The 26,336-nt window shown below is 69.4% G+C and carries 20 protein-coding genes; 10 read left to right on the forward strand and 10 right to left on the reverse strand.

Annotated features, from left to right (window positions below; translation table 11 throughout):
• Positions 1-27 precede the first annotated feature (27 nt).
• Positions 28-4,800 carry a P-loop NTPase fold protein gene (locus R2B38_RS23550; protein WP_318018021.1) on the reverse strand — a complete coding sequence of 1,591 codons (4,773 nt, stop codon included), beginning with the start codon at positions 4,798-4,800 and terminating at the stop codon, positions 28-30.
• Between the two features lie 178 nt (positions 4,801-4,978).
• Between R2B38_RS23550 and hemB the strand changes: the two genes are divergently transcribed.
• Entirely contained in the window at positions 4,979-5,971 is a 993-nt protein-coding gene (hemB, locus tag R2B38_RS23555) for a porphobilinogen synthase (protein ID WP_318018022.1), read from the forward strand.
• 256 nt (positions 5,972-6,227) lie between these two features.
• On the forward strand, positions 6,228-6,602 hold the full coding sequence (locus R2B38_RS23560; protein ID WP_318018023.1) for a DUF805 domain-containing protein: 375 nt from the start codon (positions 6,228-6,230) through the stop codon (positions 6,600-6,602).
• Between the two features lie 40 nt (positions 6,603-6,642).
• Here the strand turns inward: R2B38_RS23560 and R2B38_RS23565 are convergent, their stop codons facing one another.
• On the reverse strand, positions 6,643-6,816 hold the full coding sequence (locus R2B38_RS23565; RefSeq protein ID WP_318018024.1) for a hypothetical protein: 174 nt from the start codon (positions 6,814-6,816) through the stop codon (positions 6,643-6,645).
• 294 nt (positions 6,817-7,110) lie between these two features.
• On the opposite strand from R2B38_RS23565, the gene R2B38_RS23570 reads away from it, so the two are divergent.
• From R2B38_RS23570 to R2B38_RS23585, 4 genes are all read left to right on the forward strand, one after another.
• A complete protein-coding gene (locus R2B38_RS23570; RefSeq protein WP_318018025.1) occupies positions 7,111-8,013 on the forward strand; it encodes an SAM-dependent methyltransferase in 903 nt (300 codons plus the stop codon).
• 84 nt (positions 8,014-8,097) lie between these two features.
• The gene (locus R2B38_RS23575; protein ID WP_318018026.1) at positions 8,098-9,303 is read left to right on the forward strand and encodes a PLP-dependent aminotransferase family protein; all 1,206 of its coding nucleotides are present in this window, start codon (positions 8,098-8,100) and stop codon (positions 9,301-9,303) included.
• Between the two features lie 128 nt (positions 9,304-9,431).
• Complete coding sequence (locus tag R2B38_RS23580; RefSeq protein ID WP_318018027.1) at positions 9,432-11,330, forward strand: FHA domain-containing protein; 1,899 nt, start codon at positions 9,432-9,434, stop codon at positions 11,328-11,330.
• Between the two features lie 53 nt (positions 11,331-11,383).
• On the forward strand, positions 11,384-12,226 hold the full coding sequence (locus R2B38_RS23585) for an arylamine N-acetyltransferase family protein (RefSeq protein WP_318018028.1): 843 nt from the start codon (positions 11,384-11,386) through the stop codon (positions 12,224-12,226).
• A 7-nt stretch (positions 12,227-12,233) separates the two neighbouring features.
• On the opposite strand, the gene R2B38_RS23590 is transcribed toward R2B38_RS23585, so the two are convergent.
• From R2B38_RS23590 to R2B38_RS23600, 3 genes are all read right to left on the reverse strand, one after another.
• Positions 12,234-13,115: a DUF4253 domain-containing protein gene (locus tag R2B38_RS23590; RefSeq protein WP_318018029.1), complete on the reverse strand. Its 882-nt coding sequence runs from the start codon at positions 13,113-13,115 to the stop codon at positions 12,234-12,236.
• A gap of 315 nt (positions 13,116-13,430) precedes the next feature.
• Positions 13,431-13,670: a DUF397 domain-containing protein gene (locus R2B38_RS23595; protein WP_318018030.1), complete on the reverse strand. Its 240-nt coding sequence runs from the start codon at positions 13,668-13,670 to the stop codon at positions 13,431-13,433.
• Positions 13,667-14,479, reverse strand: a complete 813-nt coding sequence (locus tag R2B38_RS23600) for a helix-turn-helix transcriptional regulator (protein ID WP_318018031.1) — start codon at positions 14,477-14,479, stop codon at positions 13,667-13,669. The genes R2B38_RS23595 and R2B38_RS23600 overlap by 4 nt, the downstream gene beginning before the upstream one ends.
• 122 nt (positions 14,480-14,601) lie before the next feature.
• Between R2B38_RS23600 and R2B38_RS23605 the strand changes: the two genes are divergently transcribed.
• Both R2B38_RS23605 and R2B38_RS23610 read left to right on the forward strand, forming a co-directional pair.
• The gene (locus R2B38_RS23605) at positions 14,602-15,009 is read left to right on the forward strand and encodes an ATP-binding protein (protein WP_318018032.1); all 408 of its coding nucleotides are present in this window, start codon (positions 14,602-14,604) and stop codon (positions 15,007-15,009) included.
• 87 nt (positions 15,010-15,096) lie between these two features.
• Entirely contained in the window at positions 15,097-16,014 is a 918-nt protein-coding gene (locus tag R2B38_RS23610; protein ID WP_318018033.1) for a calcium-binding protein, read from the forward strand.
• A 16-nt stretch (positions 16,015-16,030) separates the two neighbouring features.
• On the opposite strand, the gene R2B38_RS23615 is transcribed toward R2B38_RS23610, so the two are convergent.
• The 3 genes from R2B38_RS23615 to R2B38_RS23625 form a co-directional block, all read right to left on the reverse strand.
• The gene (locus R2B38_RS23615; RefSeq protein ID WP_318018034.1) at positions 16,031-17,986 is read right to left on the reverse strand and encodes a glycosyltransferase family A protein; all 1,956 of its coding nucleotides are present in this window, start codon (positions 17,984-17,986) and stop codon (positions 16,031-16,033) included.
• A 283-nt stretch (positions 17,987-18,269) separates the two neighbouring features.
• Positions 18,270-19,109, reverse strand: a complete 840-nt coding sequence (locus R2B38_RS23620; RefSeq protein ID WP_318018035.1) for an XRE family transcriptional regulator — start codon at positions 19,107-19,109, stop codon at positions 18,270-18,272.
• Positions 19,106-19,882 carry a peptidoglycan-binding protein gene (locus R2B38_RS23625; RefSeq protein WP_318018036.1) on the reverse strand — a complete coding sequence of 259 codons (777 nt, stop codon included), beginning with the start codon at positions 19,880-19,882 and terminating at the stop codon, positions 19,106-19,108. The genes R2B38_RS23620 and R2B38_RS23625 overlap by 4 nt, the downstream gene beginning before the upstream one ends.
• Positions 19,883-20,178: 296 nt before the next feature.
• Here R2B38_RS23625 and R2B38_RS23630 point away from each other — a divergent pair, with 296 nt between their 5' ends.
• Positions 20,179-20,616, forward strand: a complete 438-nt coding sequence (locus tag R2B38_RS23630) for a peptidoglycan-binding domain-containing protein (RefSeq protein ID WP_033282431.1) — start codon at positions 20,179-20,181, stop codon at positions 20,614-20,616.
• Between the two features lie 94 nt (positions 20,617-20,710).
• On the opposite strand, the gene argS is transcribed toward R2B38_RS23630, so the two are convergent.
• The gene (gene argS / locus R2B38_RS23635) at positions 20,711-22,480 is read right to left on the reverse strand and encodes an arginine--tRNA ligase (protein ID WP_318018037.1); all 1,770 of its coding nucleotides are present in this window, start codon (positions 22,478-22,480) and stop codon (positions 20,711-20,713) included.
• 509 nt (positions 22,481-22,989) lie between these two features.
• Between argS and lysS the strand changes: the two genes are divergently transcribed.
• Positions 22,990-24,738: a lysine--tRNA ligase gene (lysS, locus tag R2B38_RS23640; protein WP_318018038.1), complete on the forward strand. Its 1,749-nt coding sequence runs from the start codon at positions 22,990-22,992 to the stop codon at positions 24,736-24,738.
• A gap of 48 nt (positions 24,739-24,786) precedes the next feature.
• Here the strand turns inward: lysS and R2B38_RS23645 are convergent, their stop codons facing one another.
• Entirely contained in the window at positions 24,787-26,169 is a 1,383-nt protein-coding gene (locus R2B38_RS23645) for a DUF2637 domain-containing protein (RefSeq protein ID WP_318018039.1), read from the reverse strand.
• Positions 26,170-26,336 lie beyond the last annotated feature (167 nt).

Below are 26,336 nucleotides of genomic sequence, written 5' to 3' on the forward strand. Positions count from 1 at the left end.
CCGCAGCTCCGCTGTTGATGCCCCCGGTCACAGCAGGTGCCCGGTGCGGAACGAGAACCGGGCGACGTACGGAGCCCAGTGCCGGTAGTCGGCCGTTTCGTCCGAAGTCCCGGTCCTGGTGGAGATGTCGGCGGTGACCGATGCGAGGCGGCCCCAGATGTACCGCGGACCTTCGGATTCGGCGTCTGTCGCCGGGGGTCGGTCCATGTGGTCACGGTGGTCACGGCGGAGCAGGGCCGTGAACGTCTGGGGCAGGTCGTCGGCGTGGAGCAGGTCCTCCAGGACCGCCGCCCCCTGGGCGGGATAGCCGATGAGTACGGCGAGCAGCAGGATCAGTGGTGCGTGGTCCCCTGAGCGGACGCGCTCGATGTCCGGGCCGCTGAGACAGGTGCGCAGCAGACGGTAGGTGTTCACCAGCCGTCTCGCGGTCCGGGGCGTGGAGATGAGGGGCCCGACGGACGTGACCATGTCGTGCTCGGCGCGGGTCAGCCGGAGCGCCTCAAGTTTGCGGGCGACGTCCGGATCGGGGTTCTCGACCGCCCAGACCTGCACGGTCCCGTCCCGCGAACCCGTGGCGAGCCGACGGCCGTTGGGCGAGAACGCCAGCGCGGTCACGGGGGAGGCGGCCGTCAACTCGGTGTGGAGGGCGCCGGAGACGAGGTCCCACACCCGGACCCAGGTGTTGGCGGCGATGGCGATCAGATCGGTCGCGCTGAACGCGATCCGCAGGTCGGCCGACAGCTCCGGCAGCTCGGGCAGGGGGTACACGGGTCTGATCGGTTCCGGTGTGCCGGCCGTGGACCACAGCCCCAGCAGCGGGTGCGCGCCGATGAGCGCCAGCCGCCCGGTCGTCGGGTCCAGCACGACCCGCTCGACGTGATCGGTGCCGACGACGACGTCGGACGAGGAGTCGCCGGTGTCGCCGGTGCTGTCCGAGGGGCGCAGCCGGACTCCGTCGGCCGTCTCGACCAGTTGCCACGAGTCGGTCCGGGCGAGCAGGGCACCTGGTGTCGGCGCGGTGGTGTCCGTCTCGTGGGTGCCCGGCAGGACACTTTCCTGGATGTGCTCCGCGGTTCCGTCCGCCTTGTGCCACGACAGGGCGACTTTGCCGCCGCCGTCCGAGAAGATCACGGAATCCGCCGCAGGGCCTTGAGGGACCGGGTGTTCGACCATGCTGACCGTCTTGCCGAGACCGTCCGTCGTCAGCGCCACGATGTCTCCCGACTCGCCGAGATCTCCGGTCAGCAGCACCCGTCCGTCCGTGGTGATCTCGGCGGTCGCGAGCCGGCCGTCGGCGATCTTCCGGGTCAGCGTCGGGGCTTCGCGCTGCCGGAGGTCCCGGTGGGTGAGGACGGCCGAGGAGTCCACGGACAGGAGCAGCGGCTGATCGTCGTGGAGAGCGACGGCGGCGATGGGGGTGAAGGGTGCGACGCCCTGAAACAGATGCAACTCGCGGGCGTCGACCCTGCGGACCTGGGGATCGGCGGCGGGCTCGGGGGCGGAGGCCGGTGCCGGTCGTGAGGGCTGAGGATCCGTCTGCGCCGCCGGCTCCCGACGCGTCGAGGGTTGTCCGGTGCCGTCGGTGGCTGCGCCGTTGTCGGTGTCCGTGTCGGTGTTCGTGTGCTCGCCGGAGGCATCGGGCAGGAACTCGCCCAGGTCGGCCCCGACCAGGCTGGTGTACCCGTCCTCGGACATGGGCGGCAGGCACAGGGAGATCTGGAAGATCTTCTCCAGGTAGTTCTCCGGTGTGGAGGCCCAGTGCCGGCTGTCCTTCGCCACCGTGGACAGACCGTCGGAACCCAGTACGTCCCGGTAGTGCGTCTGGATCGAGCGCAGCAGCCAGCGCGCGTCCACGCCGACGACCACCACGAACAGCGGGAAGGCGAGCAGGAGTTGGATCGCCTGGAGGACTTCGACGACGCGGTGCGGCGGGCATCGGTCGAGGTCGTCGATGTAGAGGACGATGCGTTCGAGGTCGGGTGCGGCGGCGCGGCCGGAATTCGGTGCGGTGAACCGGCGACTGAGTTCTTCGAGGTCCCGACGGAGCAGGGCCATCAGGCCTTCGTGCTGCCGGTAGTCGTCCTCGGCCAGGCGTTTGAGGGCGAAGGCGCGGAGGCTGGACTCCTGTCGCAGCTCCCGGATGCTGTCGTCGATCGACGCGGTCTCCTCCTCGATCCGGGTGATACGGCGTCGTAGGGCCTCCTGTTTGGCGCGCAACGGGATACGGCGGTGCTCGTCGACCTGCTGCACGGCGTCCTCGGCCACCCGTAGTGCCCGTCCCAGCCTGGACAGGTACGGCCCGGCGATGGCGGAGGCCGCGACGCAGCAGAGCAGGACGGGGGCGAGGGCGTTGATGCCGGTGCCCAGCAGGTTGCGCAGTACGACGGAGAGCAACGGGCCGACGACCACGAAGAGGACGATCGCCACCAGCATGAGCAGCCGGACCGACGGCTTGCCCCTGCGGAGCAGCAGCCACAACCTCTGGACGTAGCCCATGGATTCCTTGGTCCGCAGTTCCAGCTTGCCGATCTCCTTGGGGGAGATCCCCGCCTCGGTGAGCGCCAACTTGGTCTGTTTCACCACCGGTTCCGTGAGGACGTCCTGGACCTGTTTCAGATGGTCGACCGTGAGGACGTCACGGATGCCGACAGGGTCCTCCTGGGCCAGATCCTGGGCCACCTCGTCGAGTTGGGCCTGAGCTGCCGCCCGTTTGCCCAGCAGTTCCTGGCGCAGTGTCTGGACGGACGGGAGGTCGTGCAGGATTTCGCGCGTAGGGGCGTCACCGAGCGCGAGCCGGTCGAAGATGGCGGATGCCAGGCCGGACCAGAGGTTGGCGTCGAGGTAGTGCCAGGCGTTGAACTGGATTTCGCACACACCACCGCACAGCCCGGAACCGACCTGCTCCAGGTCGGCCTGCTTCGCCCTGTGGACGAGTTCCTGGACGCGTTGCCGCATCTGGGCCATGAAGAAGGACTTGCCGGTGCCCCAGTCGCCGAAGAGCCCGATCGACAGGGGCGGTCGCACCTCGCGGGCCATGATCAACTGGCAGAGGGTGTCGACCTGTTGGCCGATGCCCAGCCGGTCGGTGCCCTCGGCCACGTCCGCGGTGTAGCCGGCGTGGAGGGTGGTCACGGGGTCCGGGAGCCAGGGTGCGGCGGCCGGTGTCGGGTCGGGGAGGGGAAGCGGGACCACGCCCTCGTCGTTTCCGGTGATCAGCCGGATCCGTCCGTCCACCTCGACGGTGGCCAGTGACCAGATGTCCGATCCGTCGGCCAGGGCTGCCACCCGCTCGCCCGTTGCCACGTCCCAGACGCTCACTGGCTCGGTCGGACCGCCGACGGCCACGCAGGGGCGCGGCCCGGGAAGTACGGTCATGGCCCGGATCGGTGTCGAGCGGGCGGGGATGGTGCGCAGCAGCGTCCCGTCGGACAGGTCCAGGACCTGGAGGGTGCCGTCCTCGCCACCGCTGACGATCGCCTGTCGGCCCTCGACCGGCAGAGCGACCAGGCGGTGCACGGGGCCGGAGTGCTCGGACACGCGCCACCGCAGGTCACTTGTGGAGGAGTCCCAGGCTGCCACGTCACCGCCGGAACCCGCCGAGACGACGAGGGCGCCGGCGGCGACGACCGCGTTGGCGAAACCGTCGTGCGCCCTCGGGAGGTGGAGCTGGGTGCCCCCCTTGGTGTCGCCGCTCCGCATGTAGCCGTCGTCGGAGACGGCCCATACCGTCCAGCGCCCGTCCACGGCACCACAGGCCAGGTCGTTGACCTGCGATGTGTCCGCCCAGAGTTCCGTGCGGAACGCCAGGTCGACACTGGACCGGACCTCCACGGCGCCTCTTCTTCCCGCACACACCAACAGGTCTTGCCCCGGCACCGGTACCACGGCGAAAGCACCGTCCATGTGGACCCTGGCCGTCTGGGCTCCGGTGCGCAGGTCGAAGACGCGCAGCGAGTCGTCGCCGCCGACCGCGACGAGTGACGTCCTGTGCGTCTCGCCGAGCGGTGAGACGCACAGGACGCGGCCGGCGAGGTCGGTACGGGGGATATGGCTATGGCTGATGACTGGGGGCTGAAGGTGACCGGGGTTGCGAAAGAACCGGAATTCCGACGCGTCCAGGGTGTTTCCCGGACCGATGACGACTGTCTGGGGCAGGGTTCCTTGCGAGACAGAGGTAAATTCGCGCTGTGTCTCTCGGGTGAGGTAGGAGAACGGCGCATAGGCGAGGTCCGGCCCCAGGCCGCTGTGTTCGTCGCTGATGGATCCGAGAACACGAGTGATCGCCTGCGTGAACTTCCCGTCGAATGCCATTTCTCGGCTGTCGGTTCCGGCGATGACCCAGATGCGCTCGTTCGGAGCTGGGCGGGGCAGGTTCGCGTACGAGGTCATGGGCGTCGCGGCCCCGGCTTCACAGAGGTCGAGGACGAACAGGGTCTGCGGTCCCTCGGCCATGTGACGCAAGGTGTTGATCCAGTCGTCCACCGAGGCTGGCTGTGCAGTGTGCGAGTCGATCCCCACGATTCCCAGGCCGCCGTCAACTCGTGGACGGCTGTGGCTGAGGACGTGAACGACGAGAAAGTCTTCGGGGCCCGCGTCATTGAACGCCCTTTGAATCTCCCTGCTCATGCTCTGGGAGGTCGGGTTCCTCAGGACGTCACATTCGAAACCAAATCGGGCGAGCACTTCGGCGAGGTGCGTCACTCGGTTTGCGGAGAACGGAAGTGGCGGATATTCCGAAGACTCTCCCCCGCTGCCGACGGCGAACTCCGAACCCGCGACGAGAATCGCCCGTCGTCCCATGAATACACAGCCCCCTCCGGGAATTCCCGCCCCGTTCGCCCCCGCGCGTCCCGCCCCGCGGTGTCATAACCCGTCAGCGTCGCAGACGTGCGGTGTCCCCGTCCCGGGGTTCGGCCATTGCCGTGGACCGACCTCCCGTCGGCAAAGGTGCCCCTGAGGCGGGCGTAGCGTAGATGGCATGACGACGTACGGATCCTTTCCCGGCTCGCGGCCCCGGCGGTTGCGGACCAGCCCCGTCATGCGGCGGATGGTCGCTGAGACGCGCTTGCACCCGGCCGACTTCATCCTCCCGGCGTTTGTGCGGGAGGGGGTCAGTGAGCCGGTGCCGATCGGGGCCATGCCCGGGGTTGTGCAGCACACCCGGGACAGTCTGAAGAAGGCTGCCGCTGAGGCTGTCGCCGCTGGGATCTCCGGGATCATGCTCTTCGGTGTGCCGGAGGAGTCCAAGAAGGACGCCCTGGGGACGGCCGGCACCGATCCCGACGGGATTCTGCAGGTGGCCCTGCGCGATGTGCGGGCCGAGGTCGGGGACGAACTGCTCGTCATGTCCGATCTGTGTCTTGATGAGACCACCGATCATGGGCATTGCGGGGTGCTGGACGAGTTCGGGCGCGTCGACAATGACGCGACCCTTGAGCGGTATGCCGAGATGGCCCAGGTGCAGGCCGATGCCGGGGCCCATGTCGTCGGGCCCAGCGGGATGATGGACGGGCAGATCGGGGTCGTCCGGGACGCGCTCGACCAGATCGGGCGTGAGGATGTCGCCATCCTCGCCTACAGCGTGAAGTACGCGTCCGCGTTCTTCGGGCCGTTCCGTGAGGCCGTGGGTTCCTCGCTCAAGGGGGACCGCAAGACGTATCAGCAGGACCCGCCCAACGCACGGGACGCGATGCGGGAGTTGGCGCTCGACCTGGAGGAGGGGGCCGACATGGTGATGGTCAAGCCGGCCGGGCCCTACCTCGACATCCTGGCCAAGGTCGCCGAGGTCTCGGACGTGCCCGTCGCCGCGTATCAGATCTCCGGCGAGTACTCGATGATCGAGGCCGCCGCCGAGAAGGGCTGGATCGACCGGGACCAGGCGATCTTCGAGGCGCTCACCGGGATCAAGCGGGCCGGGGCGCGGAACATCCTCACGTACTGGGCGGTGGAGGCGGCGCAGAAGCTGCGCTGAACCGACCGTCGAACGCCCGCTGAACATCCGTCAATGGGCAACGCTTGGAGATCGTTCCGGCGTCGGGGTGATCTCGGTTCCATCCCTCGGCGGGGTCTGGCGTGAAATCGCTGATGGGTGTGGGGAGTTGTGTCCCGGTTGGCAGCCTTGTGTCCGGCACTCATGTGGATTTGACGCGTCCGCATCAGCCTCCATACCTTCTGCGCCTGGCCTGATCCGTTCCGGACGGCCCGGACGTCGATCCCTGGGGGACACCATGAGCTCGTTCATCGAGGCACTGAAGAAGTACGCCGTGTTCAGCGGGCGCGCGCGCCGCAAGGAGTACTGGCAGTTCGGTCTCTTCTCCGCGATCATCGCCCTCGTGCTGGTCGTCCTCGCCGTCGTGACCAAGACGCCGGCCCTCTTCGGTCTGGTGGGCCTCTTCTACCTCGCCATCCTGCTGCCCGGCCTGGGTGTCAGCGTCCGTCGTCTGCACGACATCGGCCGCTCCGGCTGGTGGCTGTTCTTCTACATCGTCCCGATCGCCGGTCCCATCACGCTGCTGGTCTTCAACTGCACGGACAGCGCCCCCGGCGCCAACGAGTACGGCCCGAACCCGAAGGAAGCCGCCGGCATCCCGGCGCACGTCTGATCGAACGGGTCGTTCTGATCGCACCTGCCACGAAGGCCCGTCAGGGCGTGGATCCCGTCGACACCGACGACGTGGGGCTCACGCCCGACGGGCCTTCGTCGCGTACGCCCATGCCGTCCTTGCATCCCGAGAGCAGCAGCAGCGCGGTGAGCACGGCCGCCGTGGTGGCCAGGACGCGGATGCGGGTGCCGGTGCGGGCGGTGCGGGCGGGCATGGGGTCCCCCTCTGGAAGCGAAGCGTCGTCGGGTGCAGCTTGGGCGGTCGCGCGGGGCGCGGTCTACGGCTGTCGCCGGATTCGGGACGCCGGGACCGTCCCGGCCGCGCTGACCTGCGGGGATGTCGGTCCTCGCGGGCACGTCGTGGGACGTCGGGAAGGGGCCGGTGATCTCGTGGCCGTCCTGCCGGCGCCCGTCACCCGGACTGGGCACCATCAAGTCCCGGCGGGAGTTAGGTTGTTGGCCACTGCTCTTGTTGCCCTTTGAATGACCCACTCTTCTGGGAGACGCGCATGCCCGGTGACGCCCTCAGCCAAGACCCCGCCGAGCTGAGAAGGAGGATCGACACCAGCAAGGCCCACCCGGCCCGCGTCTACGACGTCTTCCTCGGCGGCAAGGACAACTACCCCGTCGACCGCGAGGCCGCCGCCGCCGCGCTCGCCGCCAACCCGCGCGGGTATCTCGACGTACGGCACAACCGCGACTTCATGCGCCGTGCCGTGACCCGGCTGTCGCAGGAGCACGGGGTGCGCCAGTTCCTCGACATCGGCACCGGGCTGCCCACCGCGGAGAACGTGCACCAGATCGCGCAGGGCATCGAGCCCGAGTCGCGGATCGTCTACGTCGACAACGACCCGGTGGTCCTCGCGCACGCCCGCGCGCTGCTCACCAGCAGTCCCGAGGGCCGTACCGACTACATCGACGCCGACCTGCGCCGCCCGGCCGACATCCTCGAACAGGCCGCCAAGACCCTCGACTTCAACGAGCCGATCGCCCTGCTGCTGGTGGCGATCCTGCACTTCGTGGAGGACGACGAGGCGTATCCGCTGGTGCGTGAGCTGGTGGATGTGCTGCCGTCGGGCAGTCACCTCGTGCTCAGCCATCTCACCGACGAGATGCATCCCATTCCGGCGCGTGCGGTCCAACGGACCTACACGGAGCGGGGGTTCACCTTCGTGTTCCGGTCCAAGGACGAGGTCGAGCGGCTCTTCACCGAGACCCCGGGCGTCACCCTGGACGAGCCCGGTGTGGTCCCGGCGCACAAGTGGCACCCCGGTCCGGCGCCCGCGCCGCCGGTGGTCGAGCAGGCGTACTTCGAGAGCCTCGACGACATCGAGAAGATCACCTACCGGGACATCAACGACGTGACCGACGACGACATCAACGTCTATGGGGCGACCGGCAAGAAGGCCTGAAGCCGGGGGCCCGGGGCGGGGGGTGTCCGTCCGGATCGCGGAAACCTGTTTGTAGGCGGCACCTACCTTCCTACGCTGTCCGCCATGACCGTCATCGAACCCGCCCCCGCCCCCGCCGTTCTCCCACCGCTCGCCGCGCGCGCCCGCGCGATCGGGGGTTCGCCCGTACGGGACATCCTCGCCGTCACCGCCCGCCCCGAGGTGATCAACTTCGCGGGCGGGCTCCCGGCGCCCGAACTCTTCGACACGGCCGGTATCGCGGCCGCCTACCAGGCGGTGTTCGCGGAGACGCCCGCGCGGGCGCTGCAGTACGCGACGACCGAGGGCGAGCCGGTGCTCCGTGCCGCGCTCGCCGAGCGGAACTCGACGCGCGGGCTGCCGACCGGCGCCGACGACCTCCTCGTCACCACCGGATCGCAGCAGGCGCTGTCGCTGCTCGCGACCGCGCTGCTGGAGCCCGGGGACGTCGTCCTCGTCGAAAGTCCCTGTTATCTGGCGGCACTTCAGGTCTTCGCGTTCGCCGGGGCGCGGGTCGTCGCCGTCCCCAGTGACTCCGCCGGGCTGGACCCCGAGGCACTGGACGAACTCGTCGTCCGGGAGCGGCCCAAGCTGCTCTACACCGTGCCGACCTTCCAGAACCCCACCGGCCGCACCCTGCCCGCCGACCGCCGGGCCGCCGTCGCTGCGGTCGCCGCGCGGCGCGGGCTGTGGATCGTGGAGGACGATCCCTACGGCGAACTCCGCTTCGAGGGCGAGCGGTTGCCGTGGATCGCGGCCCACGAGGGCGCGGCGGACCGTACGGTGCTGCTCGGTTCCTTCTCCAAGGTGATGGCCCCCGGGCTGCGGCTCGGGTGGCTGCGCGCGCCGGCCGCCTTGCTGCGGGCCTGTGTTGTCGCGAAACAGGCCGCCGACCTGCACACCCCGACCGTCAACCAGCTTGCCGCCGCACGGTACTTGGCGGACAACGACCTCGACGCCCATGTGGCGCGGGTGGCCGGGGTGTACCGGGAACGGCGGGACGCCATGCTCGGGGGTCTTGCCAACGCCCTTCCCGAGGAGTCCAGTTGGGAGCGGCCCGAGGGCGGCATGTTCCTGTGGGCGCGGCTCCCGGAGTCGTACGACACGACGGAACTGCTGGCGCGGGTGGTGCGGCAGGACGTGGCCTATGTGCCGGGGGCGCCCTTCTACGCCGGGGAGCCCGACCGGTCGACGATGCGGTTGTGCTTCGTGACGCAGACGCCGGGGGAGATCCGGGAGGGGCTCAGGAGGCTGGGGGAGGGGCTGCGGTGAACCGGCTTGAGAACGCGGTGAGTTGGACACGGAGTTGACCACGTCGACGGCTAGGAATACTTGATGGCGCAAGTATAGAGTTGATCGTCACAGCGCTGCTGATGTCATCGCCCCTGGAAGGAAGTGTCATGGCACCGGTGCTCGTCGGACGTGAGGGCCTGCTGGCGGGAGAGCGCATCCCGATCGTCGACACCCGCGTCACCTTCGGACGCAACGCGGGGAACACGGTCGTCATCGCCAGCCCGAGCGTCTCGCGTTTCCACGCGGAGATCGTCTTCGACCAGGACGAGGGCTACGTCCTGCGCGACTGCGGCAGCAGCAACGGCACGCAGGTCAACGGGGAGGAGGTGGAGGCCCGCCTGCTCCAGCCCGGGGACGAGATCACCATCGGGGACCAGGAGTTCCGCTTCGAGGTCGCCGACGCGATGCAGACCCTGATGGCGCTCAACCTGCCCCGCTCCGTGACCCACCCGGAGGAAGAGGGTTCCCTGCTGCGGGTCACCGTCGTGGGCGGGGGTCCCGTAGGCCTCTCCATGGCCCTGCTGCTTGAGCACTTCCTCGGCGCGCAGGTGAAGATCACGGTCTACGAGGGCCGTTGGCGCAAGGACGGCCGCCGTGTCGTCTGGAAGAGCGAGGCCGAGGGCAATGTGCGGCGCCAGCAGGTGGTGACGGTGCAGAGCCGGCAGTACCTCGCGTGGCCGCAGTACGTCCAGGAGCGGCTCTTCGACCCCGAGCACTTCACCGAGATGTGGCCCTCGGGCCCGGACTCGATCGGCGACCACCACCCGCGCAACATGCGGATCGCCTACATCGAGGACACGCTGCTGGAGCTGGCGAACGAGAAGCGGGACCGAATACGGCTGATACCGGCCAAGTTCGACCCGGCGGAACAGCGCGACGAACTCGCCAGCCAGCATGTGCTCGCCATCTGTGACGGCGGGCGGTCGCGCACCCGGGAGCACTTCGCGGCGAGGTTCGGCAAGGCGGACGAGTCGATCTACTCCCTCGACGGGGTCCATCTGCGGGACGTCGTCCTCGGGTTGCGGGTCAAGTCGGAACTCCCCGACCCCATGGCGATCCTGCTGACGGTGGCTCAGAACCGGTTCCTGCTCAACTCGTTGCGCGGCGAGGGCTTCCTCAACATGCGGCTGACCGACACCGAGTTGGGGGAGGTCATCGGCATCGACCCGGTCCGCCGGGTCTTCGAGGAGTGCATCGCCTCCCGCCCGTGCCTGATGAACCGCGACGACCACGGCGACTTCCAGTGCGCGACCCACGGCACGCTGTTCCTGCCCGCGCTCATCAAGGGATCACCCTTGTGGAAGCGCGTGCACGAGGGGCTGCGGCTCTTCGACGTCTCGGACCAGGATCTGTCCGCGGTCACCAGCTTCCGCCTGGACATGGTGCAACGCCCGCGCTTCTCCGCCGAGTTGCTGCCGCCGACCGTCAACTCGCCCGGGACGTACGGCTTCCTGCTCGGCGACGCGGCCAACGCGATCCACTTCTGGCCGGGCCGGGGCCTCAACAGCGGCCTGGCGTCGGCAATTTCGCTGGCCCGTTCGCTCAACAGCGCCTGGAACGGCCGTCCGTTCCGCGACGCGGACTTCCTGCGGCACGAGGCCGCGATGTCGATGCTCCAGTACCGGCACAAGAGCCGCGCCTGGAAGGCCATGGTCACCACCGACGACCAGGGCGTCACCTGGGCGATCAAGGACATCATCGACCACGGCATCGACGGCATCGCGGAGGAGCCGGACCGCGAGGCGGACACGGCCACGCTGTTGGCACGCATGGGCGCCATCCGCGACCGGCTCGCGCCCCGCCTGCCCGGCATGCCGGACGACGAGGCGATCCTGGAGAGGCTCCGGACCCTGGAGTCGCGGACCCTGCGCATGCTCGTCCTCAGCGGCGCGTGGGACACCCTGACGATGGGCGGCGAGGAGGTCGACATCGACATCTTCTACGGCCAGGACTCGACGGCGGCGGCCGCGGCGGTGGAGGCGCTGGAGTCGGCGACGCAGCAGTGAGGTGTGGAGGGAGCTTTAGAGGGGCGGGGCCGGTGATTTCGTAGGGTGGGGTCATGTCTGACAGCGGCGGCTTCGACCTGGACGAATACCTCGCGCACATCGGTTGGGAGGGGGAGCGGCGGGCCGACCCGGGGACGCTGCGGGGCGTGCATCTCGCGCACATGCGGGGCATCCCGTTCGAGAACCTGGACGCGCTCCGGCGTACGGCCCCCTCGCTCGAACTGCCGGATCTGATGGCCAAGTTGGTGCGCGGTCGGCGCGGTGGCTACTGCTACGAGCACAACACGCTGCTCGCCACCGCGCTGCGGGCGCTCGGCTTCGGGGTGACCCTGCTGGCGGCCCGGGTGGTCGTGGGCGCGGACCGGATGGAGAGCCGCCCGCGCACGCACATGGCGCTGCTGGTGGAGGTGCCGGGGGACCCGCAGCGGTATCTGGCCGATGTCGGGTTCGGGGCGATCGGGGGGTTGCTGGAGCCGGTACCGGTGGTGGTGGGCGGGGAGTTCGAGGGCGCGGGGCGCAGGCATCGGCTGGTCCAGGTGCCGCACGGGGGGCCGCTGGAGCTCCTGGTCCTCCAGGCGTACGACGGCAGCGGCGATGGCGGAAAGGGCACCTGGCAGCCGCAGTACGCCTTCACCCTGGAGCCCTTCGAGCACGTGGACTTCGAGGTCATCAACTGGCACATCGCCACGAACCCGCGCTCCCCGTTCACCAAGGGCCTCTTCGTCCAGCGCGTCACCCTTGACCGTCATCTCCTGCTCCACGGACGCGTGTTGACCGAGACGAGGTCCGACGGTGCCGTGAACGAGCGGGAGTTGACGGACGAGGGGGAGGTGCGGCGGTTGCTGGACGAGGAGTTCGGGATCGAGGCGCCGGAGGGGATGAAGCTGCTGAGCTGAGCTCAGGTCAGTCCCACCAGAAGGACCACACCTGCTGGTTGAGGACTTCGTGCTGGGCGTAGGCGCGCAGGGTCTCGTGATGGCCCTGGGTGATGTTGTCCGGGCAGAAGGCGAAGTGCTCGGCGGCGACCGCCTCGGCCTCCTCCTGGGTCGTCGGCGGGGCCGCGACCGACAGCACCAACTGGTCGGAGGTGAGGGCCACGACGCGTATCCCGAAGCGGTCCTCCCAGGAGCGCAGGACGGCACAGAGCCTGGCCACGTCCCCCTCGTAGTTGATCTGCCCGGTCCAGCCGATCGCCGCCGGGATGTCGGCGCTGCGGCGGGCCGGGACGAGGGCGAGGTGCGGTTCCTTGAGCCAAGTGCCGCTCTCCGTAAGGGAGTCGGCGAGTTCGGCGGCGCGGGCGTCCGGATCGGCGACCAGGGCGAGCGGTTCGACGAGCCCCGGCCACTCGGGGCCGTAGGGGGCGATCGTCTCGTCGTAGGTGGCCTGGTCGGGGGAGTGCTCGGCGAAGGAGTCCGTGCCGGGACGGTCGGCGTCCGGGGTGAGTTCGTCCGCCGCGTACTCCTCCCAGAACTCCTCCAGGACCTCTTCGGCGTCGTGGTCCCCCGGGTACGACGCCTCGTCGGGCAGCAACTGCCATTCGTCCAGGGCGCCTTGGTCGCCGCCGAGGTCCACCAGCACGGGGAGCAGCCCGGCGGCCCGGCGCGCGGGCTGGAGGGCGTCGTAGCCACCGGGCCTCGCCGGCTCGTCCGCACACCACAACAGCGGTTCGTCCGCCGGGCCTTCGGCGGTCACGTCGATCAGACTCCCGGCGGGGAGTTCAAGCCCGAGCGAGGTGCCGCTCGGGTCGGCCGCCAGTTTCGGCAGCGGGTTGGGAAGGGTCGCCATGCCGGAAACTTTAGAGGCGGGCACTGACAGTCGGGGCGCGGGGAGTTGGCATGAAAGGCGGTGACGAGGAGTTCGGCCTCCCCGCACGGCTCGCTCGCGCTCGTGGCTTCGTCGGTGATGCGCTGGAGTCCGTCATCGGAGCGGACGCGCTGGAAACCGTCGCTGAGTAGGTCGAGGGGTACAGGGGGTGACGGGCGACGGACGGGGAACTCTGTTGGCGAAAGTGTGACACTTTGGCGCTGAGTGTCACACTTCTGGGGCCGGGGTGTGGGAGGGGGGAGGGTCCCCGAGTATTGCTCGGCTTGGACTTGTCGACTACCGGGTGGCGGTGAACGCCGCCCAGGCGGTGGGGGTGAGTTGGAGGGTGGGGCCGTCGGACGCCGGGTTCTTGGAGTCGCGGATGTGGATGGTGTGGGGGCAGGCGGCGACCTCTACGCACTGGCCGCCCTCGCTGCTGCTGTAGCTGGACTTGCGCCAGGTGTAGGCGACTTCGAGGCAGGCGCCGCCTTCGCTGCCGCTGTAGCTCGACTTGAACCACTCAAGTGCGGTGCTCATTGATCTCCTAGCAGACGATCGAGCAGGCACCTGGACTCCTGGGGCGTCAGGGCCTGTGACCGCAGCATCGCATATTTGCGCGCCAGCCTGGATACCTCGTCGAGGTCCGCGACCCACTGGCTGCCACGCTGTCCTTCCGTGTAGGCCAGGTGCTGGTGGTCCGGCGTCTCAAGGAGGATGAATGGGCCGTCGAGACCAGCATGTGCTGCCGTGTTCATCGGGAGGAACTGGAGGGCGAGGCCTGGGAGTTCGGCACACTCGCGCAGAAACCGGAGCTGCTCGCGGCGGGCTTCTGGCGTCCCGATGCCGAGGTGCAGCACCGGCTCCCAGATGACGAAGCTCATCGTCGGCGGACACTTGCGCTGCAGGATCTCCTGCCGCTCGACACGGCCCGCGAGCTTCGCCGCGATCTCGTCCTCGTCGTACGCCGGAATGCGTTCCGCCAGGACCGCGCGGGCGTACTCGGTGGTCTGGAGCAGACCGGGGATGACCGCGTTGTCGTACCAGGACAGAGCGATGGCCTCGCGCTCGTGCAGCATGTATTCCTCGGCGTAGAGCGGGAATTGGTCGATCTCCGGGAGGTTGTCGACGCCCGCCTCGAACGTCCCCTTCGTGTCGAGGATCCTGTCCAGCGTCCTCGCGAGCGGGGGCATCAGCCGGCGCCTGCCCTGCTCGACCGACGCGATGGTCTCCTCGTCGACCATGGCCCGTTCGGCGAGCTGGCGTTGGGTCAAACCGGCGGCCATGCGGGCCGCTTTCACCTGTGCGCCCAGCAGCCGCATCGTCGAGCGGTTCTTCTTGGAGTTCATGCTGTGGTGCTCCCCACATCCACCCGTTCCGGACCCCGCACGGACCCGTACTCCGCCCGTACAAAAAGGAGTCCAGGGCTCACGCCCTGTCAACACTAGTGACGCTACGCAACTCTTGTCCCGTGAACCTGAGTGAGAAGTTCTTCCGGCGCGAACGCCGGTCCGTTCCCGCCGCGAGGCAGTTCGCTCACGCGTACCTGGCCGAGTGGGGACTCGCGGGGACCGAGCGCGGCGCCGATGTGCTGGTCTGCGTCAGCGAGTTGGCGACCAACGCGCTGGTGCACGGGGTGCCGCCGGGGCGTCAGTTCCGGCTGCTGCTGCGGTGCGACGGGTATTCGTTGCGGGTCGAGGTGCATGACAGCGGGGGTGGTGTTCCGCGCGTCGACGTCCACCCCCGCGACACCGACGAGGGCGGGCGCGGACTGCTGCTCGTGTCGGCGCTCGCCGACAAGTGGGGTGTGGGGGAACGGGACTTCGGCAAGGTGGTGTGGGCCGAGTTCGACACTGAACAACGCCCGACGGAACCGTGAACTCCGCAAATCAGGACACAACCCTCCACCCGCACCGGCGGTCACTCGTGATTGTCGGAATCCCCTGCTTCACACGGAGGTTGTGCCATGTCCGCTCCCCGCTCGCCCCGTATCAGCCGCAGGACCCTGCGCGCGGCCTCGGCCCTGAGCCTGGCCGTCGGCGCCGGGCTGGCCGTGACGGTCGCGCTGCCCGCCACCGCCGGAGCCGTGACTACGTCCACGTCGGCGTCGGTGACGACGGACAGCGCGGGCAGACGGATCCAGTACACGGCGGCACCCGGCCAGACCAACAAGGTGACCGTCACCGTGACGTCGGGCGACCGCGTCCACCGCACCTACGTCATCGACGACGTGGTCCCGATCACCATCGAGTCGGGGACCCCCTGTACCCGCCCCGACAGCGCGGACCTCACCCGGATCTCCTGCACGGGCGAGCGCACGGACAGCGTCCTCGCGATGAGCCTCGCCGACGGCGACGACACCGTCACCTACACCAACGCCACCGGCCAGAACGGCACCACCGGCCAGGTGGACCTGGGTTCCGGCAACGACAGGTCGACCGACACCACCACCAGCGGATTCCACGAGGTCTACGGCGGCCCGGGCGACGACACCATCACCGGAGTCGGCACCATGTGGGTCCAAGGCGGGGACGGCAAGGACACGATCCACGTCGGTGCCCACTCCCACGCGATGGGCGAGAACGGCGTCGACACGATCTACGCCGACGGCGACGGAGCCATGGCCGACGGGGGCCGGGGCAACGACTTCCTCTACGGCGGCCCGGGCGGCCAGCTCCTTCAGGGCGGCACCGACGGCAACGACACGATCCGCGGCGGCACCGGCAACGACCAGCTCTACGGCCAGACCGGCAACGACATCCTGTACGGCAACAGCGGCAACGACACGATCTACGGCAACAGCGGCAACGACCAGCTGTACGGCGGCCCCGGCACGGACACGCTCTCGGGCGGCCCGGGCCGGAACGTCGTCCACCAGAACTGACCCGAGCCAAACTCCCTTACGTCCCCGGCTTCCCCAACTTCCGCCGCACCCGCCGCACTTGACGGTTGTCGGCGACGGAGTCGAGGAGGCGCCGCCCGCCCCCGGCCTCGTACGCCGGGCCCTCCAGGCGGAGCACGGTGCCGTCGCGGACGACGGCGTACGCGAGCGGCCCGGCCGTCTTCGGGAGGGATACCGGGTGGCGGCCGGAGGGGAGCTTCAGGCGAGCGGGGAGGCGGAGTCGGGCCGTGGTGGCGCCGGTATCGGTATCGGCATCGGTACTGGGGGCGGGGAGCAGCTCGGCGTTCACCGCGAGTGTCGCCACGGTGACCTTCACGCGGGCCGGGGCGGAGTCCGCCGTAGCCGCCAGGTACGGCAGGGGAAGTGAACTCCCCTCACCCCGCTCGGAGTTGGTCGCTGCGGCCGCCGCCGTGTCGGGGCCGAACTTGCGCTGGCGCTGGTCGATGTCGAGGGCGAGCTGGCCCTTGACCGTCCAGTACGGCAGCGCGAGCCGGCCGCCCGTCAGCGCGGGACCCGCCGCCGGGCCCTCGCCCGTCACCCGCGCCATCCGGTCCACGCCCAGCAGTTGGACGTACGCCCACACGTCGTGCACCCCGCGCTCCAACGGCCGGCCACCCGCCAACCGCTCGGGGTCCAGAGCCAGTTGCCCCTCGGCGATCACCTGCGAACGGCCGTCCCCGAGGGGCTTCAGCCGTACCTCCAGGTCGCCCTCCGGGTACCACCAGTCCTCGCGGTCCCGGTCCTTGACCACGAGCTCCGCGTACGCGAGCCGGAACGGATCGGGGACCTCCCAGCCGCCCTCCGTCCCCGGCACGCCTGCCAGCAACTCCGGGTCCAGGTACTGCTTCCCGTCCCGCTCGACGAGGACGAGCGGCTCGCCGTCCCCGCGCAGCAGCTCCAGCGCGATGTCGGCGACCAACCGGCCGTTCTCCCACCGCAGTTCACCGACCTCGCTGCGGGCCTTCACCTCACGGACGCGCTCCGCGAGGGCGACAGCACCGTCGAAGTCACCGGCCTCCAGCAGGGTGGCGCGCAGCCGGGACACCGCGGGGAGACCCTCTCGTACGGCGGCGGGGAACTCCGTCAGGGCCAGTTCCCGGGCCGCCTCGAAGCGGGGGCGCTGCTCGGCCGGGTCCTCGCGGAGGATCTCGGGCTCGCGGGTGCGGGAGAGGATCTCGACGTGGTAAAGGCGGTGGAGGAGGCGGTTCTGGAGTGCGTCGATGTCGTCGGACGCGGGTGTGGCTTCCTTGAACTGGCGGACGATCGTTCGGGTGTTGGGCCAGAAACCGTGCTTCGGGTTGAAACGGTGCTGGGTGTTGTTGCCGCCGTCGTCCCGCTTCATCCAGTAATAGACGGGATAGTCGGCGAGGATCGAAATACGCTCCGCCTTCAGATAGGCGGCGCTGACGAAGGCCAGGTCCTCCAGGATCCACGGGCCTTCGGGGAAGCGGAGTCCGTGTTCCTCGACGAACGCGCGCCGGAACATCTTGTGCGGCGACATGCTCTGCGTCAGCTCGTCGTTCTCGATCGTGCAGGCGTCCACCGTGTGCCGGAACAACCGCCGGGGCCGCACCATCGTGCTGGACATCTTGCCGAGGACGACGTCCGCGTCGTTGCGCTTCGCGTGCTCGTACAGCCGCTCCAGGGCCTCGGGCCCGAGCGTGTCGTCGTGGTCGACGAACTGGATGTACTCGCCCTGGGCGTGCTTCATGCCGAGGTTGCGGGGCGCGCCCGGCCAGCCGGAGTTCGGCTGGGTGTGCACCTGGACGTTCGGAGCTCCGGCGGCGATCTTCTCCAGCCGGCTCAGCGTGTCGTCGGTCGAGCCGTCGTCGACGTAGATGACCTCGTACTCGTCGGCGGGCATGCTCTGTCCCAGCAGCGATGGCGCGCACTCGTCGACGTACTTCCCGGTGTTGTAGACGGGAACGATCACGCTGACTTTGACTCTCGGCATTCCACGGACCTTACCTGTCGGTGAAAGCACGGTGAACTGTCGGCTTACGGGCTTGCCTTGAGATGTGAGGGGTGCGGCTTTCGCCCCGGAGGTGAAGATGGTCACACTCTGTGTAATTGCTGTGTGCAGTCAGTTTCTCAAATGGTCTTGACGTGCTTTATTTAACTCGTATTTAGTCTCCTCTTACGCCATTCACAGGGTGGTCTTACCTGGGCGCGGCGCCCGCCGCCTACACGGACACCTACGGCCTGGCCATCAAGTCGCACGGTCACCGTTGATGAGGTCAGTGCACCCGTCCCTCGAAGCACTCCTTCTTCCCCGGCGCCGCCCCCGTTTTCGCCGCAGGCTGGAAACAAGCCCGCACCACGCTCCCCGGCCCCGTCACCGCCATCAGCGTGTACACATACGACTCCGCGTCCACGGCGTTGCCCACCTCCGCGCCGTGCGCCGCCCCCGGCCGCCCCGGCACGCTCATCTCGATGCGGTCGCCGATGCGGCCGCCCCAGGTGCGGGCCCAGGTCGTGCCGCACGTCGGGCTGTGGCGCAGCTCCACCCACGCCCCGGTGGCCGTCCGGTGCCGGGCGACGGTGTCCGGCTGGGCGGCGCAGCGCATGGCCATCGGGCTGCGGCCCTCGCAGGCCGCGCCGTGGCAGCCCGGGCCGGCGGAGGTGGCCGTGGTGGCGGCGGTGGGGGAGAGGGGTTCGGACGCGCGGGGGCCGGGGAGCAGGAGCAGGGCGAGGACCACGGCGGTCACGGCCACCGCGCAGACGGACGCGAGGACCGCGAGGGTCACGACGCCGCGTTGCTCCGGGACCGGGGGCGGGGGAGGGGGTGGGGAGGTGGGTGTCAGGGGTGCCGCTGTCGCCGTCGGTGGTCGGCCTTGGCTGGTCGCAGCCCGCCCGCTCGCCTCCGCCTCCGCGAGTTCCCACAGCGCCACACACCGGCCCACCGGTTCGCCGGCGAGGCGGCACAGCTCCTCCACCGCCTCCCTCGGGGGCAGGGTCTTGCCGTTGAGGTACCGCTCCCAGGACGACTTGCTGTACGGCGTCTTCGCGGCGAGGCCCGCCAGGCTCAGGCCGGTGGCGGAGCGCAACTCCCTTAGCGCGGTGGCCAGTTGGTTCATCCCCGGAGGGCCTTCCAGGTGTGCGGGCCGACCATGCCGTCCACGACGAGACCGGATCGCTTCTGGAACTGCTTCACCGCGTGTTCCGTCAGCGGGCCGAAGATCCCGTCGATACCGCCCGGCGAGATCCCCGCCCTGCGCAGCAGACACTGCGCCTCGGCGACATCCGGCCCGGTGTTGCCCACGGCCAGATTCTCCTGCTGGGTACGGCTGTTGCCCGCGTACCAGAGGCCGTCGGTCCGCTGGATCCGGCAGGGGTACGGCGACGCGGCCGTCGGCGCGGCGAGCGGGGCCGCCGACCGGGTCGTGGCCGTACTCGAAGCCCCGGGGCCGCCGCTGTTGTCGGCGTCCATGATGCGGATCGTCACCAGCACCGCCGACGAGACCGCCAGGACGAGGCTCACCGAGCCCGCCACGAGCGCGATGCGCAGGGCGCGTCGCTCGGGGGACCGGGGAGCCGACTCCGGTGACGGCAAGTGGCTTGTCATCAGGGGCCGTTCGGGCAGGGCCGTCCAGCCCTCCGCGGCCACCTCCCGCAGTGCCAGCAGGCGGGCGGGGTCCTCGCCGCAGACCTGGGCCAGGGCCTCCAGCGCCTGTGCGGGCGGCAGGGAACGGGCGCCCAGGTACCGCTCCCAGGACTTCGCGCTGTAGCCCGTCCGCGCCGCCAACTGCCGGATGCTCAGGCCGCTGTGGTCCTTCAGGCGACGCAGGCGTACCACCAACTGCCGTACCCGCGGGTCCAGTTCCGCGGGCAGCACTTTCCAACGCGACATGTGTTCCCCCCACTTCGCGTTCAGGGGCCGGGGTCAGCGGTCCCTGCCGCGTCGCATTCTGCATCACAGACACCGCATCGCACGGCTATTCGGTTCCAGCGCGCGGAGGGAATCGGCCATGGTCCGCGAGGGGCCGTCAGGCGTCCCGTCCCGCCGTCCCCGCTGTCGGTGTCCCCGCAGGTCAGGGGTGGTGACGTCCCGTCGAGACGTCACTTCGGCGGCGACTGTGGCGGGGCGGCCCGGGTGGACCGCAGTCTCGTTCCAGCACGACGACCGACTACCTGAAAGAGGAACGCATGCGACCGAATGTCGTGGCCAGGACCCTCGTCAGCCTCACCGCCGTCGCCGGTATCGCGGTCGGGGGCGTCGCGTTCGCCGCCCCCAGCTTCGCCGCGCCGGCCGCCTCCGTACAGGCGTCCGACGTCTCGATCCAGGCGGTGCAGAACTTCGGCCTCTCCACCGCCGAGGCGAAGAAGGTGCAGAACTGGCTGCACACGTACTGGGGTTACACCGACACCATCGACGGCCAGCTCGGCCCGAACAGCTGGAAGGCGTTCCAGCGCAACCTCCAGACCTACTGGGGCTACACCGGCGCCATCGACGGCGACCCCGGCGTCAACACCATCAAGGCGCTCCAGCGGCTCCTGCAGAACTGGGGCTACACCGGCGCGATCGACGGCGACGCGGGCTCCGGCACCCGGGCCGCGTTCAAGAACTTCGCCAACGGCATCTGAACCAACGGCCGTTCATGAAGCCGGCCCGCCCTCTCGGGGGAGAGGGCGGGCCACCATCACACTTGCCTTCTGAACATCTGCCTTCTGGACACCCTTACAGCTTCTCGGGCGTCCTGATGCCCAGCAGTGCCATCCCCCGCTGCAACGTCCGGGCCGTCAAGTCCACCAGGAACAGGCGGTTCTCGACGACCTCCGGGGCGTTGTCCGGGGACAGTACGTGGCACTGGTCGTAGAACGTCGTGAGCGTAGAGGCCAGTTGGTACAGGTACGCCGTCAGCTTGTGCGGGGCGTACTCCTTGGCGGCCTCCGCCACCACCTCGCTGAACTGGTCCAGGTGGAGGCCCAACGAGCGCTCCGCCGGGGCCAGTTCCAGCTCCGGGTGGGCGACCGGGCGGGCCTCGCCGGCCTTGCGGAGGATGGACTGGATGCGGGCGTAGGCGTACTGGAGGTACACCGCCGTGTCGCCGTTCAGGGAGACCATCTGGTCCAGGTCGAACTTGTAGTCACGGACCGCGGACGTCGACAGGTCGGCGTACTTCACCGCGCCGATGCCCACGTAGCGGCCGTTGTCGATGATCTCCTGCTCGGTCAGGCCGACCTTCTCCGCCTTGTCCCGGACGACCGCCGTGGCGCGCTGGACCGCCTCGTCGAGGAGGTCCTCCAGCTTCACCGACACGCCCTCACGCGTCTTGAACGGCTTGCCGTCCTTGCCGAGGATCGTGCCGAAGGCCAACTGGTACGCCGTGACGTCGTCGCCCAGCCAGCCGGCCCGGCGGGCGGTCTCGAAGACCATCTTGAAGTGGAGGGACTGGCGGACGTCCACGACGTAGAGGAGCGAGGTCGCCTTGAGGTTGAAGACCCTGTCCCTGATCGCCGACAGGTCCGTCGCCGCGTAGCCGTAGCCGCCGTCGGACTTGCGGACGATCAGCGGGACGCGGTTGCCGTCCGGGCCCTTGATGTCGTCGAAGAACACGCACAGCGCGCCGTCCGAGATCTCCGCGACGCCGGACTCCTCCAGCAGGCGGCAGGTTTCGTCCAGCATGTCGTTGTAACCCGACTCGCCGACGATGTCCGCGTCCCGGATCTCCATGTCCAGCTTCTCGAAGACCGAGAAGAAGTAGATCTTCGACTCGTCCACGAACTTCTGCCAGGCGGCGATGGTTTGAGGGTCGCCGGCCTGGAGGTCCACGACCCTGCGGCGGGCCCGGGTCTTGAACTCCTCGTCGGAGTCGAAGAGTTTGCGCGCGGCCTTGTAGAGGCGGTCGAGGTTCGACATCGCCTCCTCGCCGGTGACCTGCGCGTCGGCGTGGTCCAACTCGCCCGGGTGCTCGTCCAGATACTGGATCAGCATGCCGAACTGCGTTCCCCAGTCGCCGATGTGGTGCCTGCGGACCACCGACTCGCCGGTGAACTCCAGGAGTTGGACGACCGCGTCGCCGATCACCGCGGAGCGGAGGTGACCGACGTGCATCTCCTTCGCCACGTTCGGCTGGGCGTAGTCGATGACCGTCGTGCCCGGGTGGGGGGCGAGGGGTACGCCGAGCCGCGCCGTGTCGTCGGCGTAGCGGGCGGCCAGGGTCTCGGTGATCGCGCGGTCGGTGATCGTCACGTTCAGGAAGCCGGGGCCGGAGACCTCGATGTCCTTGATCACGTCACCGGTCACCACGTTCGCCACGACCTGCGTCGCCAGCTCCCGGGGGTTGGCCTTGGCCTTCTTCGCCAGGGCGAGGATGCCGTTCGCCTGGAAGTCGGCTCGGTCGCTCCGTCGCAGCAGGGGGTCCGCGGCGGCCTCCGGCAGGGTTGCCGTGAGGGCGTTCGCGAGGCGCTGGTGGACTAGGTCGGTGAGCGACGTGACCGAGGTCATGGGGTGGGAGCCGTTCTCCTCGTGGGTTTGGTAGACACGGTCAGTATCCCACGGGGGGTAAAGCGAGTTTCTCGGGTGCGGGCCCGGTGGGGGGCTGGTCGAGTTTCTTGGCCGCGGCCCGGTGGGGGGCTGGTCGAGTTTCTTGGCCGCGGCCCGGTGGGGGCTGGTCGCGCAGTTCCCCGCGCCCCTTAAAGGCGGCTGCGCCGCCATCCAAGGGGCTCGGCCCCGCGCCCCTTGAAGGCGGCTGCGCCGCCATCCAAGGGCCACCCCCGGCACTCCTTCACACCGCGAACCCTGACGCCGTTAAGGGGCGCGGGGAACTGCGCGACCAGCCCCCACCGGCCCGCACTCCGACCACAACCGAAACCACCCGCCCCCCAACCCGCCCCCACCCACGGTCACGCGCTTGGAAAAGGCGTTTTCGTGGATATGGGCTCGCCTGGGACAATGAAACGGTCAGTCGTGCGACCGTACCGGCTGCCCGTGCAGAACTGTCAGAAAAAGAGGACGTGCCGATCGTGGCTCAGAGCACCGAGACCACCGACTGGGTCTCCCGTTTCGCGGATGAGGTCATCGAGGAGTCGGAGCGTCGGGCCCCGGGCAAACCGGTCGTCGTCGCGTCCGGACTCTCCCCCTCCGGCCCCATCCACCTCGGCAACCTCCGCGAGGTCATGACCCCGCACCTCGTCGCCGACGAGATCCGCCGCCGGGGCCACGAGGTCCGCCACCTCATCTCCTGGGACGACTACGACCGGTACCGCAAGGTGCCGAACGGGGTCGAGGGGACCGACGCCAGCTGGGCCGAGCACATCGGCAAGCCGCTGACCTCCGTACCGGCCCCGAAGGGTTCCGCCTACCCGAACTGGGCCGAGCACTTCAAGGCCGCCATGGTCGCCTCCCTCGCCGAGCTGGGCGTGGAGTTCGACGGGATCAGCCAGACCGCGCAGTACACCTCCGGCGTGTACCGCGAGCAGATCCTGCACGCCATGAAGCACCGCGGCGACATCGACGCGATCCTGGAGCAGTACCGCACCAAGAAGGCCCCGCCGAAGAAGCAGCAGCAGTCGCAGAAGCCCGTCGACGACGCCGAGCTGGAGGCCGAGGCCGGGTCCGGCGCGGCCGAGGAGGACGACGGCAGCTCCGGTTCCGCCGGCTACTTCCCGTACAGGCCCTTCTGCGCCAGCTGCGGCAAGGACCTCACCACCGTCACGGCCTACGACGACGACACCACCGAGCTGACCTACGTCTGCACCGAGGACGGCTTCACCGAGACCGTCCTGCTGAGCGAGTTCAACCGCGGCAAGCTGGTCTGGAAGGTCGACTGGCCCATGCGCTGGGCGTATGAGGGTGTGATCTTCGAGCCGTCCGGTGTCGACCATTCCTCCCCCGGCTCCTCCTTCCAGGTCGGCGGGCAGATCGTCGGGATCTTCGGCGGCGAGCGGCCCATCGGGCCCATGTACGCCTTCGTCGGCATCAGCGGCATGGCCAAGATGTCCAGCAGCAAGGGCGGGGTCCCCACCCCGGCCGACGCGCTCCAGATCATGGAACCGCAGCTCCTGCGCTGGCTCTACGCCCGCCGCCGCCCCAACCAGTCCTTCAAGATCGCCTTCGACCAGGAGATCCAGCGCCTCTACGACGAGTGGGACAAGCTGGACGGGAAGGTCGCGGACGGGTCCGCCCTGCCCGCCGACCTCGCCGCACACGCGCGAGCCGTGCGGACCGCCGCCGGTGAACTGCCCCGTACCCCCCGCCCGATGCCGTACCGGACCCTCGCGTCCGTCGCCGACATCACCGCGGGCGACGAGGACCAGTCGCTGCGCATCCTCAGCGAGCTCGACCCCGCCAACCCGCTCTCCACCCTCGACGAGGTCCGCCCCCGGCTCGACAAGGCCGAGGCCTGGATCAACACGCACGTCCCCGCCGACCAGCGGACCATCGTGCGCGACGAACCCGACACCGAACTTCTCAAGTCCCTCGACGAGCCCTCCCAGCAGTCGCTACGGCTGCTGCGCGACGGCCTCGCCGACCACTGGTCCCTGGACGGCCTGAGCCACCTCGTCTACGGCGTCCCCAAGGTCCAGGCCGGCTTCTCCGCCGACGCGACCGCCAAGGAACTCCCGCCGGAGATCAAGACCGCCCAGCGGACGTTCTTCGCCCTCCTCTACCACCTGCTCGTGAGCCGCGACACCGGGCCGCGTCTGCCGACGCTGCTGCTGGCCGTGGGGCAGGAGCGGGTGCGGAGGCTGCTGGGGGAGTAGCAGCACTGCAATGACGAAGGGCCCTCTTCCGAGGGCCCTTCGTTCGTTTCAGGCGATGTGCTCTTCTTCGAGTTGTGCCGCATGCCGGGCGGTGAAGCGGGTCACCATCCGATCGGCGTCGCGTGATGGCAGCCTGATGGTGTAGGTCGCCTCGACGTCATCCCTGAACTGGCCCGAGGTGGGATAGCCGCTGCCGCCGTTTATCGACTTCTTGAAGACGAGGTAGAAGTCTTCTTCGGTCGGCTCCGTGCCGCCGCCCGCGCCCATCTCACGGGTACGACCGGGACCCGCTGGGATCTGGAAGGTACCGGTGTCCTCCATGGAGGGCTCAGGGGCCGGGGCGGGCTCCTCCTCCTCCTGCTGCTGGGGGAACGCCTGTTGCTGCGGGAACGGCTGCTGTTGCTGCTCGAACCCCCGCTGCTGCTCGAACCGCTGCTGCTCCTCCTCGTACTGCTGGAACTGCTCGGCCTGCTGCTGCTCCGCGTACCACTGGCGGTAGGCCGAGTCCGGGTCGTACGTCGGGTCGTAGCCGCCCTGGTACGCCACCGTCTGCGGGTCCCGCGAGTGCAGCCACGGGTTCTGCGGCTCGGCCTGGTCCCGCGACTGCTCGTGCCGCTCGTTGCCCTCGGCGGCCGGGAGCTGCTCGCGGACCGGTGCCGGGGCGTTCTGGACGGCCGGTGCCGCAGGCTGCTCCTGCTCGCGGACCGGCTCCAACTGCGGGGCCGGGGGCAGCAGTACGGGCTCGATGCCCGCCGCCGCGAGGCCCGAGGGGGCCGTCTCCGCGAGGGGGACGCCGTAGCGCGCCAGGCGCAGCGGCATCATCGACTCCACCGGGGCCTTGCGGCGCCAGGCGCGGCCGAAGCGGGAGTGCAGGCGGGCCTGGTAGACGAGGCGGTCCTGCTCCAGCTTGATGACCTGCTCGTAGGAGCGCAGCTCCCAGAGCTTCATCCGGCGCCAGAGCAGGAACGTCGGGATGGGGGAGAGCAGCCAGCGGGTGAGGCGGACGCCCTCCATGTGCTTGTCGGCGGTGATGTCGGCGATCCGGCCGATCGCGTGCCGGGCCGCCTCCACCGAGACCACGAACAGGATCGGGATCACCGCGTGCATACCGACCCCGAGCGGGTCGGGCCAGGCCGCGGCGCCGTTGAACGCGATCGTCGCGACCGTCAGCAGCCAGGCCGTCTGGCGCAGCAGCGGGAAGGGGATCCTGATCCAGGTCAGGAGCAGGTCGAGGGCGAGCAGGACACAGATACCCGCGTCGATGCCGATCGGGAAGACGTACGCGAAGTTCCCGAAGCCCTTCTTCAGGGCGAGCTCGCGCACCGCGGCGTACGAACCGGCGAAGCCGATACCGGCGATGACGACCGCACCGGAGACGACCACACCGATGAGTACCCGGTGCATACGTGTGAGCTGAATGGGTGCGGACACCCGGACTCCCCTCCCCTTACATGTTGTTGCGCGCAACAGGGTGGCACATGTGTGCGGCGTCCTGGGTGCCGGACTGTCAGGAGCCCGGTCCGCGAAGGGGCCGGGCTCCGTCAAAGGCCTGTGCTGACCTGCGAGTTGAGGCCCGGAAACGGACCCGATGTGAAATC

The organism is Streptomyces sp. N50, assembly GCF_033335955.1.
Lineage (GTDB): Bacteria > Actinomycetota > Actinomycetes > Streptomycetales > Streptomycetaceae > Streptomyces.